This is a genomic window from Dactylosporangium sp. NPDC005572, assembly GCF_040605515.1.
Taxonomy (GTDB): domain Bacteria; phylum Actinomycetota; class Actinomycetes; order Mycobacteriales; family Micromonosporaceae; genus Dactylosporangium.
The window spans coordinates 170,274-186,174 of record NZ_JBEXCY010000001.1; the positions used below are offsets into that span (position 1 = coordinate 170,274).

Consider the following 15,901-nt stretch of genomic DNA (forward strand, 5'->3'; position numbering starts at 1 on the left):
TCAGGCCACCTCCGTACTCAGGATCGTGCTCGCGGCTTTCATGAAGCCGAACGTCGAGCAGTACTGCGCCGTGCGCAGCCCCTCGATCTGGCGTGGGCCGGCATCGCCGCGGAGCTGGCGGACCGCTTCGCAGAGATGCAGGAAGCCCCACATGTAGGCCTCGGACAGCTGTCCACCGTTGGTGTTGAGCGGCAGTTTCCCGCCGAACCCGACGTCGCCGCGGGCGAACGCCTCCCCGACGCCGCCGGCCTCGACGAAGCCGTAGTACTCGAGCATCTGCAGCACCCAGACGCTGGTCGGGTCCTGGATGTAGAGGGCATCGATGCCGTCCCGTCCGATGCCGGCGGCCGGGTACACGCGCTCGGCCACCTGCCGGATCCAGGGACGCATCCACTGGTCGGCGTTCTGCCGGTCCCGCAGGCCGGTCTGCTGGGCGATGCCCATGACGTGCACCGGCCGGCCGGTCAGCTCCCTGGCCCGGTCGGCCCGCGCGACGATCAGGCACGCGGCACCGTCGGAGATCATGCAGACGTCCGGCCGGCGCAGGGGCGCGACCAGGTACGGCATCTCCAGGTAGTCCTCCACCGTCAGCGGGTCACGGAAGATCGCGAGCGGGTTGTCGACCGCGTACGCCCGTTGCGATACCGCGATCCGTGCGAGGTCGGCCTCGGTCGTGCCGTACAGGTGCTGGTGCCGGCGGAAGGCCATCGCGGCCGGGCCGGCGACGTTGAGGAACCCGTAGACCGACGCCTCGTCCTGGCGCCCGAGCGGGTGGCTGAACCTGTTGCCGGCGCTGCGCTGGTTGGTGCCGTAGACGATCGCCACCACGCTCGCGAGCCCCGCGTCGATGACCGCACACGCCAGGTGCAGCGAGAAGTTGCAGGTTCCGTAGTCGAGCGTCGCGCTGTACGCCGGGTTCAGCCCGGCGAGCCGTCCGATCTCGGTGTCGATACCGAAGCCGCCGTACGACTTGCAGGTGATCAGGCCGTCGATCGCCGACTTGTCGATGCCGGACTCCGCCAGGGTGATGCACAGGCCCTCGACGGCAAGCTCGTCCGCGGAGAGGCCAGGGATCGTTCCCTGTGCCGAGTTCCCCGCGGCGACGATCGCGGTCCGGCCACGGATGGCGCCCCCGAGCGCCGCGCCGCCCATCAGATCGCTTCCTGCGCCGCGAGCTCGTCGACCTCGTCCGTGGACAGACCGAGCAGCTCGGCGTACACCTCGTAGTTGTGCTCGCCGTACGTCGGTGCGCCCCGGCCGACCCGACCGCCCGCGTACTGCGGGGTGTCGCCCATCTTCACCGAGGGTGCGGCAACGGGCCAGTGGCCGAAGTTCGTCGCGTCGAGCTCGGTGAGCCACTCCAGTGCCGCCAGTTGCGGGTCGTTCTCGACCCGGTCCCTGGTCGTCTGCGCGACCCCGGCCGCGACGCCGACGGCCTGCAGCCGTTCCATCAGGTCGAAGGACTCTTCGCCGGTGGTCCACGACTCGACCAGCTTGTCCAGCGCGGTACGGTGCGCCTGGCGCGCCTCGAGGGTACGGAAGTCCGTGTGGTCGAGCCATTCGGGATGGCCGGCCTCCTTGGCGAGGGCCACCCAGTCGTCGTCGCTCTGGCAGGTGATCGCGATCCAGCGGTCCTCGCCCCTGGTGCGGTAGAGCCCCTCGGGTGCGGCCTGCCCGTACGGCGAGCGGTTGCCCGCGCGGCGCCACTCGCGGCCGTTGACCTGGAAGTCGAGCGTCGGGACGGCGGTCATGAACAGGCCCACCTCGCTCTGCGAGGCGTCGATGGCCTGGCCCTGCCCCGTGACGTCATGGTGGTACACCGCGCTCAGGATCGCGAGCGCGAAACTGTAGGCGCCGAACCAGTCGAGGTAGGAGTAACCCCAGCCGGCCGGCGGGAACGGGTCGGGCAGGCCGCTCATCTCCGAGGTGCCCGCGAAGGCCTGGGCGACGGGGCCGATCGTGCGGAACCGGCCGTACACGCCCTTCGTGCCCATCCCCGACTGCTTCGCGTAGATGATGTCGTGCTTGATCTTGCGTAGCTCGTCGTAGCCGAGCCCCCAGCTCTCCATCACGCCGGGCGAGAAGCCCTCGGCGACGACCGTGCTCTCGCCGACGAGCCGGCGCGCGAGCTCCAGGCCTTTGGGGTGCTTGACGTTGATCGAGATGCCGCGCTTGCCGGGGTTCTTGTTGTTGTACTGTGCCCCGACCGGACCGCCGAGGTCGGCAGGCCAGCGGGACGGCACCGGACCGGTCGCCTTCTCCCGCGCCTCGCGGCCACCGACCGGGGCACCTCCCCGGCGCGGGTCGAGGTTCTTGTGCCACTCGACCTTGATGACGTCCGCGCCGAGCGAGGCCAGGAAGCGGGTCGCGCCCGCCGACGCCAGCATCCAGGTGAAGTCGAGGATCCGGATGCCCTGCAGGGCCCATGGCAGCCCGTGCACGGAGCGCGGCTGCGGTCCGGTGGACGCCACGCGCTCGATCACCCGTGGGCGCACGCTCAGGCGCAGGTCCCGGTCCTGGTCCAGCCGCGGCGCGGGCCGGTGGGCGCCCCAGGCGGTCCCGGTCGCGACCCACTTGCTGGACGGGTAGCGCAGGGAACGGCCGAGATCGGCGTGCTCCACCTCGCCGTACGTGCCGCGCTGGAGCCAGTGCTCGTCGTAGGCGTTCTCGTGCGGCTTGCGCACCGGGACCCACATCAGCCCGGCCTCCTGCGCCTCACGCCACGGCACGTCCTCGAAGAGGTAGCGCCGGATGGTGTGTTCGACCGCGTCCATGTTGCGGGCCGCGCCGCCCTCCATGCCCGGGAGCACGCGGGAGTCCTTCGTGCCGACCTCGTCGCTGCCGTCGCTGACGTCGCCGCCGAGGCCGTACCGGTCGAGGAACGGCTTGAGGAGCTTGGCGTTGCGGGTCGAGGCGAGGATCCAGCGACCGTCCTTGGTCTGGAAGATCGACCGGTGTAGCGAGACCTCCGGCGCGGAGTGCCGGCAGGTCTGGCGGTGGAAGGGCGTCCGCAGGCAGACCCAGGACATGAGGTCGCCCTCGGTGTTCTTCGCCACGGCCTCGTGGACGGCGCACGAGAGGTGCTGCCCGCGTCCGGTACGCCGGCGCGCCATCAGGGCGGCGATGATGGTGAACGCCAGCTGCTCGCCGGCGACCGCGTAGGAGTGGTCGAGCTGGGCCGCGATCGGCGGCAGGTCGTAGCGGCCGGAGGGGTCCGGGTCGTAGCCGTTGTTCATGACCTGGCCGCCGAGTGCCAGGTGGACGAGGTCCGACGCCTTCCAGTCCTTGCGCGGGCCCTCCTCCCCGAACGGCGTCATGCGGGCGTACACGAGGTGAGCGTGGCGGCCGCGCAGTTCGGCACTGCCGAGGCCGCGCCCGTCGAGGTAACCGAGGACGCTCGCGTCCAGGAGCACGTCGCTGCCGGCCACGAGATCCTCGAAGGCCGCCCGGTCGTCGCCGGTGTCGAGGTCGAGAACGATCGACTTCTTGCCGCGGTTGTAGGCCCAGAAGTGCAGCGAACGCTCGGGATCGGGCACATCATCGACGAACGGTGCCATCCGGCGGCTGGTGCTGCCCGCCGGCGGCTCGACCTTGATCACCTCGGCGCCGAGTCCGCCGAGCACGAGCCCGCAGTACTCACCGATCCGGTCGCCGAACTCGACGATCCGGACGCCGGCGAGCGCCCCCGGCTTCAGGTTGTCTTCCGATGCGTCCATCACGAACTCAGCTCTCTTCGGGGGTCGGAACGGCGGGCGGCGTCGGTCAGTTGCACGACGCGTTCATGCCGGGTCGCCGGCCGAGGACTGGGCGAGCACGTCACCGCTGCGGGCGGGGTACCGGTCGAAGTGGGCCAGGTCGAGCGTGGCGTACTGGTCGACGTGCCGCTGCCGGGTGAACGGCCAGATGATCGGCGTCCCGCCCTGGTCGGTGTACCAGTTGTCGCAGAGGGAGTACGTCGTGTCCGGCAGGGCGGCCCGGACGGTGTCGCAGAACTCGCGAGTCGCCCGCTCTGTCGGCGCCAGTGCGTGCCGGTCCTCCGCGATGACGCGCAGCAGCCGGATCAGGAAGCCGACCTCGTCGCGCAGGCAGGTCGGGATCGCGATCGAGTTGACCGGCGCGAACGGGCCGTTGAGCAGGAAGAAGTTCGGCATGTGCGGCAACGCAACGCCCCTGTAGGAGTAGACGCCCTCGTTCCAGACCGAGTCGACGGTCTTCCCGCCGGGTCCGACAACGTTCATCGGACGCATGTAGGCGTGGGTGTCGAAACCGGTCGCGTAGACGATCACGTCGAGCTCGTGCAGCTTGCCGTCCTGGTCGACGATCCCCTCCGGCTGGACTCGCCCCACGCCGCCGAAGACAGGTTCGACGTTCGGGAGCTGGACCACCCGGTAGTAGTCGGGCGACTTCGGGATGCGTTTGCAGCCCAGCGGCTCCTTCGGGGTGAGCTTCTCCCGAAGTGCCGGGTCCGGGATCTCCTCGCGCAGCGTACGGAGGAACCGCTCGTTCATCTCCTCGCGCTCGCGACCGGGCACGAGGCGCCAGGTCTCCGAACCGTCGGTCGTCAGCCGCAGCCGGGCCATGCGCCGGTCCCAGTAGCCGGCGAGGGCCGGGACGCGCAGCAGCAGCCGCTCGATCGCCGAGATCTTCGGGTTCTCCTTGATCTGGATCCACTGCGGCGTGCGGATGAAGTGCTTGACGTCGTGGCCGCGCTTGCCGAGCTCGCTCACGATCTGGATGCCGCTCGACCCGGTACCGACCACACCGATCCGCTGACCCTCGAGTTCGACGGCGTGGTTCCACTCCGAGGAGTGGAAGCTCGCGCCGGCGAAGGTGTCGGTGCCGGGGAACGCCGGGCGCTTGGGGACGTGCAGGAACCCGGTGGCGGCGACGACGACGTCGAAGTCCTCGGTGCCACCGTCGTGGGTCAGGGTCCAGGCGCCGTCATTCCAGGTCGCGGCCCGGACCTCGGTGTTGAACCGGATGTTCGGCTGGATGCCGCGCTCGCGGGCGAACTCGACGAGGTACCGGCGGATCTCCTCCCCCGGCGCGTAGCGCTTCGACCAGGAGTTCCTGCGCGCGAACGGGAACTCGTAACTGCGGGTGATGACGTCGACATGCAGGCCCGGGTACGTGTTGTCGTGCCAGGTGCCGCCGACGGCCGCGCGTTTCTCGAAGATCCGGTACGGGATGCCGGCCTCGGCGAGGTGGTGGGCGAGAAACAGCCCCGACATGCCCGCGCCAATGATGCCGACTCTCACCGGACGACCTCCGCTCCACCACAACGGTTCTCAACCATAGTTCTACCATAACTTGAAGACCGCCCAACGGTCCTCCGGCGGCGGGATCCGAGACGAACTTCATTGCGCAGCCGGCGACCGCACCCCGCACGCGCCGACGTCACCACAGATCGCAGGCAACAAGGCCGAGGTCGGACACCCGCACGCCACTGCGACCGAGCGGCCGGCAGCGCATTCCTGGCCATCATTGCATGACAACTGAAGCATCGTTAGCGTGTAGCTCATGAGTGACCAGGCATGGACTCCCGACCCGCTGCGAGTGCGGGAGCTGATCGATCGGCAGGACATCCTCGACTGCCTCCTGCGCTACACCCGCGGCGTCGACCGTCTCGACGAGGACCTGCTGCGCTCGGCGTATCACCCCGACGCGATCGACGACCACGGCATCTTCCGGGGCGGGGTCGAGGAGTTCATCCGGTGGGCGTTCGACGGCCACCGCAGGAACCACCACGGCGAGCAGCACTACGTCACCAACCACACCTGCGAGATCGACGGCGACGTCGCGCACACCGAGACCTACTTCGTCATGGTCGGGCAGAACACGGCGGGCACGCCGGTGACCCTGCACGGCGGCCGCTACATCGACCAGTTCGAGCGGCGCGACGGCACGTGGCGGATCGCCCACCGGGTGTCGATGCTCGAGTGGGTCGGCGGTGTCACCGAGCCCGATCTGGCACCGGTCGACCGCAAGCGCAACGGCACGATCGCACGCGATCGCACCGACACCTCCTACGATCGGCCGCTGCTCACCGAGGCCCGCCGCGAGGCCTGACCGCGCGCCGTCGCGAGGCCGCGGTCACCGGGTGCTGACCACCGTCGTCTTGAGCTGGGTGTAGTACAGCAGCGACTCGAAGCCCTTCTCGCGCCCGATACCGCTCGACTTGTACCCGCCGAACGGCGTCTCGATGCCGGTGCGGCCGCCGTTCACGATCACCTGGCCCGCGTCGAGGCGGGACGCGACCCGCAGCGCACGCGCGGAGTCCGCCGTCCACACGCTCGCCACGAGGCCGTACTCCGAGTCGTTCGCCAGCTCGACGGCCTCCGCCTCGGTCTCGAAGGGGGTCACCGCGAGGACCGGGCCGAAGACCTCTTCGCGGAAGATCCGCATGTCGCGGGTGACGTCCGCGTAGACGGTCGGCTCGACGTACCGGCCGGCCGCGAGCTCCCCCGTCACGGCGCGGCCGCCCGTGACCACGCGGGCTCCCTCGTCCTTGGCGACCTCGAAGTAGTCGACCACCTTCTCGAACTGGGCCTCGGTCGTCATGGGGGCCAGCCGTTCGCCCGGCGTGCGCGCGGCCATCGCCTCGCCGACACGGGCCAGGACCGCGTCGTACACGTCGGTCTGGACGAGCAGCCGGCTGAGCGCCGCGCACTGCTGGCCGGCGCCGGTGCAGATGGTGAGCGCGCTGTCGACGACGCGGTCGAGATCGGCGTCGGCGAACACCACGTTCGCGGACTTGCCGCCGAGTTCCAGGATGGTCGGGACCAGCCGCCGGGCGGCCGCCTCGGCCACGGTGCGGCCGGTCACCACCGACCCGGTGAAGGCCACCAGCCGAACGCCGGGGTGGTCGACCAGGGCCTTGCCTGCCTCGGTACCGGTGCCGAGCACGACGTTGACCACGCCCGGCGGTACACCGACCTCCTCGCAGAGCCGGGCGAGCATGACGGTGGTGCTGGACGTGAACTCCGACGGCTTCACCACCACGGTGTTGCCGGCCGCCAGGGCCGCGGCCATGCCGCGCGCGGCCTGGGTCAGCGGTCCGTTCCACGGTGTGATCATGCCGACGACGCCGTACGGCTCGCGACTGGTGAAGGCATGGTCGCCCGCGCCGAGGTTGATCGTCTCGCCGAAGAGGGCGCGCACGACGCCGCCGTAGTACTCGAAGTAGTCGGCCGCGACGTGCAGTCCGCCGCGCATCTCCGCCACGAGCTTCCCGGTCTCCTCGACCTCGACCGCGACGAACTCCTCCGCGCGGTCGCGCAGCCGCCGGGCCACCTCGGCGAGCAGCCGGCCGCGCTGCACGGGCGCCCGGTCCGCCCAGTCACGCGCCGCGGACCTCGCCGCCGCGACGGCCAGGGCAACGTGCTCGCGGCCGCCGAGCGTCACCCGCGCCACCGGTCTGCGGTCGAGCGGGCCCTCGACAAGGAGCGTCTCCTGAGCGTCCCGCGGGATCGACGTTCCCGAGATCCAGTGATCGAGCTCGCGCACCATGCCTGCCTCCAAAGACCGGTTCCGGGCGGCCCCGCCAGGGCCCCAAACGATCATGCAATCGACCACTACCATAATTAGAGCAGTGCTGACGGCGCCCATCTTTGATATAACACCATTGGAGGCGCGATCCCAAAGCGCCCCACACCAGAGCAACGCTTGCCGGAACGGAGACCAGGTGGACCAGCAGACCGAACGGCCGGCCCTCGACTCCGTCCGCGTCCTGGACGCCAGCACGGGCATCGCCGGCCCGGTGGCGGCCATGCTGCTCGGGGACTTCGGCGCACAGGTGATCCGCGTCCAGGAGCCCGGCGACTGGGCGGACGAGCTGCCCGGCGCGGTCGTGTGGCACCGCAACAAGACGATCGTCCCGCAATCCGAGGCGGCCGGGCTGGTCGCGTCGGCCGACGTCGTGCTGACATCCGACACCGCGACGGCCGAGGCGATCGGTCTGAGCCTGCGGCACGAGCCGCCGGCCGGGCTCGTCCACCTGCATCTGCCGGACTGGCACGAGGAACTCGACCTCGACCCGCTGACGCGGGACCGGATGGTGGCGGCCGACTACGGTGTGGCGCGACGGCAGACGTCGTTCGGCGGCGGGCCGATCGACTCGGTCTACCCGTTCCTCTCCTACATGCACGGAGCCTGGGGCGCGGCCTGCGGGATCGCCGCCCTGGTCGAGCGCGCCCGCGCCGGGCACGGCCAGCGGGTCGTCGTCGACGCGCTGCACGGCACCATGGTCGCCGCGATCACCACGATGATGGTGAGCCCGACCGAGCCGCTGCCGTCGACCACCGTCGGGCCGGGAGGGCCGAACCCGACGTTCGGCACGTACCGCTGCGCCGACGACGAGTGGCTGTTCCTCGGCGCACTGGGCTCGAAGTTCCAGGACATCGCCTTCGGGCTGCTCGGCACGACCGACATCCTGGACGACCCCCGGATCGCCGGCGTCCGCGAGCAGCTCTACGCACCGGGCAACCGCGACTGGGTGCGGGCCCGCCTGACCGAGGCATTCCTGCTGAAGCCGCGCGAGCAATGGCTCACGGCGCTCGCGGACGCCGGCTGCCCGGCGAGCCCGGTGGGCGACCGCGACGACTGGCTCGACCATCCCCAGGTCGCCGCGCTCGGGCAGCGGATGGAGCTCGACGACCCGGTGGTCGGACCGAGCCTCACCGTCGGTGTGCCGGTCGACCTTTCCCGTGGTGCCCGGCCGGTACACCGGGCTCGCACGTTCGCGTCGAGCGCGACGTGGCAGGAGCGGCCGGGCAACGAGACGCCTCCCGCGCAGGCGACGGCGACCTCCGGGGGCGGACCGCTCGGCGGGCTCCGCGTGCTCGACCTGGGCACGGTCCTGGCAGGCCCCTACTCCGGCATGCTGCTGGCCGCGCTCGGCGCCGACGTCGTCAAGGTCGAGACCGTCAAGGGCGACGAACTGCGAGTGCGCGGCTACGGCATCGCCCGCGGCCAGCGCGGCCTGGGGATCGACCTGCGCGACCCACAGGGGTACGACGCGTTCCTGCGACTGGTAGGCGCCAGCGACGTGGTGCTCGACAACTACCGGCCCGGCGTGCTGGAGCGGCTCCGCCTCGACGACGCGACGCTGCGGCGGGCGCAGCCGGACATCGTCACCACGTCGATCACCGGATACGGCGACAGCGGCCCGCTCGGCGGTCACCCGGGCTACGATCCGGTGGTCCAGGCCCTCGCCGGGATCATGCAGGGGCAGGGGGGCCCGGCCGAGCCGGTGTTCTCGACCCTGGCGATCAACGACGTGACGGTTGCCTGCCTCGCCGCCCTCGGTACCTGCGCGGCGCTCTACCAGCGCGCGGTGGGGCGGGGCGGCCAGCGCGTCTCGTCGTCCCTTGCGACCGCCGCCACCTTCATGCAGAGCGGCGAACTGGTCCGGTACGCCGGGCGCCCGCCGGCCGAGATCGGCGGCCGCGACCACCCCGGGCCCTCGGCACTGTCGCGCTTCTACCGCTGCACGGACGGCTGGGTACGCATCCACCTCCGCTCGGCACAGGACGCCGTTGCCGCCGGGCTGATCGGCGACGCCGCGGCGCCGGACGAGGAGCTGGCGGCGCGGCTCGAAAGGGCCCTGGGCGGGCTGACCCGGGACCGAGTTCGCGAGCTGGCCGCGTCCGCCGGTGGGGTGGCGACGCGCGCCCGCGACTACCGCGACCTCGTCTCCGACCCGCTCACGCATGCCGGCGGCCACATCTGCGAGCTGGTCTGGCCGGACGGCAACTCGACCTTCCTGCCGCATGAGCTCGCGACGTTCAGCCGGCGCCGCCGACCCGACATCATGACCGCGACCGGCCACGGGGAGTACAGCCGGGAGATCCTGGCCGCGGCCGGCCTGGACCGCGAGGAGATCGAGCAGCTGATCTCCTCGGGTGCGGTCGTGGTCGGCGAGCCGATGTACTCCGTCGTCGGCGTCGGCTACCGCTGAGCGGCGACGGGCGGGGTGGAAATGGGGCTTCGCCGCCTCTCCCGGCGAACAGTGGGCACGAAGAAAGGCGGGAGCCGCAGTGTCGCGACGTGACCAGATCCGAATGACGGCGGAAGAGGCCTACGCCTTCCTGGAGTCGCAGCGCTTCGGCGTGCTCGGCACGGTCGGACCCGACGGGGCACCGCACATGGTCAACGTCGGCTACCTCGTCGATGACCGGCGCATCGTGGTCACGTCCTTCGCGGCTGCGCAGAAGGTCAAGAACCTCGAGCGCGCAGCGGTCGCGACGTTCCTCGTCGAGATCCCCTGGCCGTACCATCAGATCCAGGGCGTCATGATCACGGGAAACACCAGGATCGTGTCCGATGTGGACACCGTTGTCGACGTCACCACGCGGATGCGGGCGAAGCACGCCGAGATGAGCGACCACCAAGGCACGCCGGAGATCGACATCGCGCGCCACGCCCCCAGGCGCGTCGCTGTCTACATCGAGCCGGTCCGCCTCCGCAGCTGGGACCACCGCCGCCTCGACGGGGTGTACTGAGACACCGTGACAACCACAGCAGAGCGTCAGTCCTGGTACCGCAACGGTCCCGAGCAAGTCGCCCCGACGGTCTTCAGGATCCCGATGCCGGTCGGTGTCAAGGAGCTGCACGCGGTCAACGTCTACGTCCTACGGGACAGCGACGGTGCCGTCGACCTCATCGACGCCGGAGACGCGAGCAGGGTCGACGTCGCCACGTTCGACGATGCGCTGCGCGGGATCGGCTCCCGTGTCGACGACGTACGTCGAGTGCTCGTGACACACGTGCATCCCGACCACTACACCCTGGCGCCGCCGATCCGGAGCCGTTCGCACGCCACGGTGCATCTGGGCAGCGGCGAACAGGAGAACGTCCGGCAGCTGAACCGGCTGCTGCGCGGTGAGCGGGAGGTGCAGATCGTCGCCGACCTCGAACGAGTCGGCGCCACCGCCCTTGCCGAGGAGCTCGATCCGTCGCGGCTCAGCGTGTCCCGGCGCGGCGACGTCCTCGAGGAACCGGACGTATGGACCGTCGACGGTGCTGAGATCCGCGCCGGGCAGGGCGTCGTGACCGCGATCGCCACGCCGGGGCACACCCGTGGACACCTCGTCTACCACGAGCGGGCACAGGGCCTCCACTTCAGCGGCGATCACGTGCTCCCGCACATCACGCCGTCCATCGGGTTCGAGTCCGCGCCCGTGAGCACCGCGCTCGGCGACTACCTCGACTCCCTGGGTCGCATGCTCACGCTGCCTGACGGCATGCTGCTGCCGGCCCATGGACCGACCTCGGCCTCGCTGCATGCCCGGACGCGCGAGCTGATCGAGCATCATGAGGTCCGTCTGGCCGACACCCTCGACGCGGTACGGGACCGCGGCTCCACCCCGTTCGAGGTCGCCCGCCGGCTCACCTGGACGAACCACGACCGGCCCTTCCGCGACCTGGACCCGTGGCACCGGTTCCTCGCCTCGACGGAGACCGCCGCCCATCTCGAGGTGCTCGTCCGCCGAGGGCTCCTCGAACGCGCTCCCAGCCGCGGTGGCGCAGACGTGTACCGACCAGCCGGAGGCGCCCATGTGGCTTGACCGCGACAGCGCTGTGCTGCGCACCGTCATCGAGCGCAACGCCGTCGAGCGCCCCAGCCGCCCTGTCATCGAATTCGACGACGGCGAGACCTGGACGAGCGTCCAGGTGATGACGGAGGCGTACCGGGCCGCCAACGTCCTGGCGTCGCACGGCATCCGACAGGGCGGCCGGGTCGGCATCATGCTGCCGAACGGGCCGGACTTCGTGCGCTCCTGGTTGGGCGCCCGCTGCCTGGGGGCCGCCATCATGCCCATGAACCCGGCGCTCAAGGGTCAGATGCTCGTCCACCCCCTGAGCCTGGCCGGGCCGGACGTGGTGGTGACCACGCCCGACCAGATGACCGCCCTCCGTGAGGAGTTCCACCCCTACCGGAAGCTCGAGGCCGCCGCTCTGCGCGAGGGAGTCGCTGAGGAACCGCCGTTACGGCGACCGATCGAGGTCACCGACCCGGAGGTGATCCTGATGACCTCCGGAACGACCGGACCTTCCAAGGTCTGGTCATCCACGGTCATGCAGGCGTCCACCACGGGGGCGTACGTCCGCGACGGGAACCTGACCGGGGCGGACCGGTTCCTGATCGACCTTCCCCTGTTTCACACAGCCGGTCTGGGAGTCACGGCGGGATGCATGCGCTCGGGCACCGTCGCGGTCATGCGCGCCCGCCCCTCCCTGTCCCGGTACTTCGAGATCGCGCGAGAGCTGGACGTGACCGCGGGCTTCCTCGTCGGGTCGATGTCCGCGAAGCTGCTCGCCACGCCGGAGACACCGGACGACCGCCGGCATCGCATGCGGGTCATGGTCGCCGCGCCGCTGCCGCCGGACCTGCCCAGGTTCGTCGAGCGGTTCGGCATCCCCCGGATCCTCACGTCCTTCGGCAGCACCGAGACCGGTGGGCCCATCGGGTCCGGCGCCGACACGAGACTGCCCACCGCTGGCTCCGCCGGGCGAGCGCGCCCCGGCTACGGCGACTACAAGCTGGTGGACGGCGACGGTGCGGAGGTCTCCGACGGTGCGGTCGGCGAGCTGCTGCTGCGACCATCACACCCCGCGGTGTTCGAGGGACACTACCTCAAGGATCCCGACGCCACCGCCCAGGCCTGGGAGGGCGGCTGGTTCCACACGGGCGACCTCTTCCGCAGGAACGCCGACGGGGAGTACTTCTGGGCCGGCCGGGACCGCGACACGATTCGCCGTCGCGGCGAGAACATCTCGAGCTTCGAGGTCGAGCGTGAGGTGCTCCTCGAGCCCGGGGTTTCCTCGGTCGCGTGCGTCGGTGTCGAGGCTGACGACGACGTGGGCGTCGAGGTCAAAGTCTTCATCCTTCCGGCCCCGGGCGTCACGAGCATCGACTTCGAGACGATGGCGAGCAGTCTCGCCCGGCGCATGCCGCACTACATGGTGCCGCGCTACTTCGAGCTGGTGGACGAGATGCCGGTGACGGCGACCCAGAAGGTGACCAAGCACGTCCTGCGGGAACGCGGCAACAGTCACCAGACCTGGGACCGCAAGTCCCGCTCATGAGGCGGTACCGCCGCCGAGTACCTCGGGCCAGCCGATCCAGGCCGCGAGCGCCCGGCCGGCAACCAGGGCCCGCTCTGCGTGGTCGAGCCGGGGCAGGTGGTTGACGAACACGTCGACGAGGTCCGGGTACGGCACCGGGAGGCGGGAGAGATCGGAGCCGAAGAAGACGCGCTCGGGGCCGAACGCTTCGACGAGCCGGTAGACCGCTTCCGCGATCGAGGGGAAGGGGTACGTCTCGCGCACGAAGCAGGGCAGGGCCGAGACCTTGACGGCGATGCCGGGATGCCTGGCCAGCGCCAGCAGCGGCTTGACCGCCTCCGGCAGCGGCAGCTCGTCGCTGTCGACGGCCGCGTGGTCGACGGTGACCTTGAGCCCAGGGAAGTCCTCCGCCAGCCGCTGGTACAGGGCGTACCGCCCCGGGGCATAGACACAGATCGGGATGCCGCAGGCCTGGGCTGTCGTGAAGAAGCCGCTGTCGACCGCGCCGGCGACCATGCCGTCGACGTCTCCGCGATTGAGCGACAGCCGGATCGCACGCATCCCTTCGACCTCGCGCCAGTGCGCGAGTTGCTCCACCTCGGCAGGGTCGGACGTGGGGAAGCGGCAGATCCCGCCGAAGCGGGTCGGCTGCGCCGCCGCCGTCTCGAGCACGTAGTCGTTGCGGGAACCCTCCCACGTCGGGCCCAGGATCAGGGCGCCGGAAACGCCGGCCGCATCCATGCGGCGCCGGACCTCGGGCACCTCGAGGGGTTCGGCGCGCTGGGGTTCGATCGCGTCGGCGGGCCACGGCCGCTCGGGCGTGGAGGCCTTCCAGACGTGGATCTGTGCATCGACGACGATCAGGTCCGATGAACCCACGGCGCGCCACTCCTCTCGTCTCGTCCCACGGCTCGCCTGTGAGGCAGTCCGCAGCGAGGTTGAACTTGTCTTGCTATTATGGAACACCATCGCAGCGCTCAAGCACAGAGCCGCGCGACTTCTCACGTTTCGTGAGCACACGACGGAAGGTACGAGCGCTCATGCCCCTGGACGAGACGTCCCGGCTCCGCATCCTGACCGCTCCGGGCGGTCCCTTTCCCCTCACCGAGCGGGTCGTCGACGGCATCCGGCTCGAGATGTTCGACCGTGACCCGAGGACGATGCGCGATGCGTTCCTCGCCACGCTCGCGCACGGGGACCGGCCGGCGGTCGTGTACGGAGACGAACGCTGGACCTACGCGGAGCAGTGGGACATCGTGGTCGCCCTGGCCCACGCGCTGCGTGACGATCTCGGGGTCGTCAAGGGCGACCATGTCGGCATCGCCATGCGGAACTACCCGGAGTTCGTCTTCGCGTTCTGGGCTCTGGAGCTGCTCGGCGCCGTGGTTGTCCCGTTCAACGGCTGGCTGAAGACCCCTGAGCTCGCGGATCTCGTCGCGGAGGCCAGGCCGACCGTGCTCTTCGCGGACCGCGAGCGCATCGCGCTCCTGCGGGACGTGGACCTCGCCGCAAGCGGTGTGCGCCGCGTCGTCGGAGTCCGTTGCGCAGCGAACGACGGTTCGTTCGTGGATTTCGCGGACCTGCTCACGGGGGTCGGCGCGTTCGTCGAGCCGCCCGCCTGCACGATCAGCCCCGACGATCCGTCGACCCTCCTGTTCACCTCGGGCACGACCGGACGCCCGAAGGGTGCCGTGCACACCCACCGCAACCACACGGCGTCCCTGCTGAACAAGTACATCCGCGCGGTGCGCATCATCCCGTCCACCGACGGCGGCGCGCCCCGGGTGGCCCCGCCCGCGCCCTCGGTCAAGCTGGTGACGTTTCCGTTCTTCCACGTCGCGGGGCTGAACACGCTCTACACGGCGGCGTACTCCGGACACGCATTGGTGCTGATGTACAAGTGGGACGCCGAAGAGGCCCTGCGGCTGATCGAGGCCGAGGGAGCGAACGAGCTGGCCGGGCCCCCGTTCGTGATCCAGACGTTCCTGGCCGCGGCGGCGACGACAACGCGCGACCTCGGCTCCCTGCGCATCCTCGGCATGGGCGGTTCCGCGGCACCGGTACGGCTGATCACGCAGATCGCGGACCGGTTCGGCACCGCCGTCACCCCGCGGACCGGATACGGCATGACCGAGACCACGTCCGGTGTCGTGTCGATCTCCGCGGCTGAGTTCGCCGCGCACCCCGACAGCGTCGGCCGTCCGCTTCCAACGGCCGAGGTCGCACTGCTCGGCGAGGACGGACAGGTGCTGGGCCAGGGCGAGGAGGGCGAGATCGCCATCCGCGGCCCTCAGGTCGTCAGCGGCTACTACCGGATGCCGGACTCCGAGGAGTTCCGCGACGGCTGGTTCCGCACCGGCGACCTCGGGCGGATCGACGAGGACGGTCTGATCTACATCGTGGGCCGCCTCAAGGACATCGTCATCCGCGGCGGCGAGAACATCAACTGCGCCGAGGTGGAGGCGGCGCTCAACGCGCACCCGGACGTCGTGGAGGCGGCCGCGTTCGGCGCACCGCACCCGACGCTCGGCGAGGAGCTCGTCGCCATCGTCCGGGTCCACGACGCCAGCACGGTCGAGCCCGACGAGCTGCGCTCGTTCCTCGCCGACCGGCTCGCCGGGTTCAAGGTCCCGGCCCGCATCGCGCTCTCGCGCTCGATGCTGCCGCGGACGCCGAGCGGCAAGATCGTCAAGCGTGACATCGCCCAGCAGATGCAGGTCGCGGGCATCCTCCAGCCTGCCGGTGGCGGCTGAGCCACCGTGTGTACGAGCGGGTGGGGCAGGCCGTGCGCTGACGACCGCCAGGTGCCGGGCCGCGTCGGCCCTGCCCCTGC

At 70.6% G+C, this 15,901-nt stretch carries 11 protein-coding genes; 6 read left to right on the top strand and 5 right to left on the bottom strand.

Annotated features, from left to right (window positions below; all coding sequences use genetic code 11):
- The 3 genes from ABZS66_RS00675 to ABZS66_RS00685 form a co-directional block, all read right to left on the bottom strand.
- On the bottom strand, window positions 1-1,152 hold the full coding sequence (locus tag ABZS66_RS00675) for a thiolase family protein (RefSeq protein ID WP_354753782.1): 1,152 nt from the start codon (window positions 1,150-1,152) through the stop codon (window positions 1-3).
- Window positions 1,152-3,716, bottom strand: coding sequence for a CoA transferase (locus ABZS66_RS00680; RefSeq protein WP_354753784.1), 2,565 nt, complete (start codon window positions 3,714-3,716; stop codon window positions 1,152-1,154). Before ABZS66_RS00680 ends, ABZS66_RS00675 begins: the two co-directional genes overlap by 1 nt.
- A 63-nt stretch (window positions 3,717-3,779) precedes the next feature.
- Window positions 3,780-5,258 carry an NAD(P)/FAD-dependent oxidoreductase gene (locus ABZS66_RS00685; protein ID WP_354753786.1) on the bottom strand — a complete coding sequence of 493 codons (1,479 nt, stop codon included), beginning with the start codon at window positions 5,256-5,258 and terminating at the stop codon, window positions 3,780-3,782.
- A 262-nt stretch (window positions 5,259-5,520) separates the two neighbouring features.
- On the opposite strand from ABZS66_RS00685, the gene ABZS66_RS00690 reads away from it, so the two are divergent.
- Complete coding sequence (locus ABZS66_RS00690; protein ID WP_238005746.1) at window positions 5,521-6,069, top strand: nuclear transport factor 2 family protein; 549 nt, start codon at window positions 5,521-5,523, stop codon at window positions 6,067-6,069.
- 24 nt (window positions 6,070-6,093) lie between these two features.
- Here ABZS66_RS00690 and ABZS66_RS00695 read toward each other — a convergent pair whose 3' ends face one another.
- The gene (locus ABZS66_RS00695; RefSeq protein WP_354753788.1) at window positions 6,094-7,509 is read right to left on the bottom strand and encodes an aldehyde dehydrogenase family protein; all 1,416 of its coding nucleotides are present in this window, start codon (window positions 7,507-7,509) and stop codon (window positions 6,094-6,096) included.
- Between the two features lie 175 nt (window positions 7,510-7,684).
- On the opposite strand from ABZS66_RS00695, the gene ABZS66_RS00700 reads away from it, so the two are divergent.
- The 4 genes from ABZS66_RS00700 (at window position 7,685) to ABZS66_RS00715 (ending at window position 13,089) form a co-directional block, all read left to right on the top strand.
- A complete protein-coding gene (locus tag ABZS66_RS00700; protein ID WP_354753790.1) occupies window positions 7,685-9,958 on the top strand; it encodes a CoA transferase in 2,274 nt (757 codons plus the stop codon).
- Window positions 9,959-10,061: 103 nt separating this feature from the next.
- Window positions 10,062-10,502, top strand: a complete 441-nt coding sequence (locus tag ABZS66_RS00705; RefSeq protein ID WP_354753791.1) for a pyridoxamine 5'-phosphate oxidase family protein — start codon at window positions 10,062-10,064, stop codon at window positions 10,500-10,502.
- A gap of 6 nt (window positions 10,503-10,508) precedes the next feature.
- A complete protein-coding gene (locus tag ABZS66_RS00710) occupies window positions 10,509-11,567 on the top strand; it encodes an MBL fold metallo-hydrolase (protein WP_354753793.1) in 1,059 nt (352 codons plus the stop codon).
- Window positions 11,557-13,089: an AMP-binding protein gene (locus tag ABZS66_RS00715; RefSeq protein WP_354753795.1), complete on the top strand. Its 1,533-nt coding sequence runs from the start codon at window positions 11,557-11,559 to the stop codon at window positions 13,087-13,089. The genes ABZS66_RS00710 and ABZS66_RS00715 overlap by 11 nt, the downstream gene beginning before the upstream one ends.
- Here ABZS66_RS00715 and ABZS66_RS00720 read toward each other — a convergent pair.
- Window positions 13,084-13,947 (bottom strand): amidohydrolase family protein, encoded by an 864-nt coding sequence (locus ABZS66_RS00720; protein ID WP_354753797.1) that lies wholly within the window; start codon window positions 13,945-13,947, stop codon window positions 13,084-13,086. The genes ABZS66_RS00715 and ABZS66_RS00720 overlap by 6 nt on opposite strands.
- Before the next feature lie 161 nt (window positions 13,948-14,108).
- Between ABZS66_RS00720 and ABZS66_RS00725 the strand changes: the two genes are divergently transcribed.
- Entirely contained in the window at window positions 14,109-15,821 is a 1,713-nt protein-coding gene (locus ABZS66_RS00725) for a class I adenylate-forming enzyme family protein (protein WP_354753799.1), read from the top strand.
- The last annotated feature ends 80 nt before the right edge of the window (window positions 15,822-15,901 follow it).

What these genes read in the sequence shown, in the direction of transcription:
- ABZS66_RS00675 (WP_354753782.1), bottom strand. Translation starts at nt 1,152, where the DNA reads ATGGGCGGCGCGGCGCTCGGGGGCGCCATCCGTGGCCGGACCGCGATC.
- ABZS66_RS00680 (WP_354753784.1), bottom strand. Translation starts at nt 3,716, where the DNA reads ATGGACGCATCGGAAGACAACCTGAAGCCGGGGGCGCTCGCCGGCGTC.
- ABZS66_RS00690 (WP_238005746.1), top strand. Translation starts at nt 5,521, where the DNA reads ATGAGTGACCAGGCATGGACTCCCGACCCGCTGCGAGTGCGGGAGCTG.
- ABZS66_RS00695 (WP_354753788.1), bottom strand. Translation starts at nt 7,509, where the DNA reads ATGGTGCGCGAGCTCGATCACTGGATCTCGGGAACGTCGATCCCGCGG.
- ABZS66_RS00705 (WP_354753791.1), top strand. Translation starts at nt 10,062, where the DNA reads ATGACGGCGGAAGAGGCCTACGCCTTCCTGGAGTCGCAGCGCTTCGGC.
- ABZS66_RS00715 (WP_354753795.1), top strand. Translation starts at nt 11,557, where the DNA reads ATGTGGCTTGACCGCGACAGCGCTGTGCTGCGCACCGTCATCGAGCGC.
- ABZS66_RS00725 (WP_354753799.1), top strand. Translation starts at nt 14,109, where the DNA reads ATGCCCCTGGACGAGACGTCCCGGCTCCGCATCCTGACCGCTCCGGGC.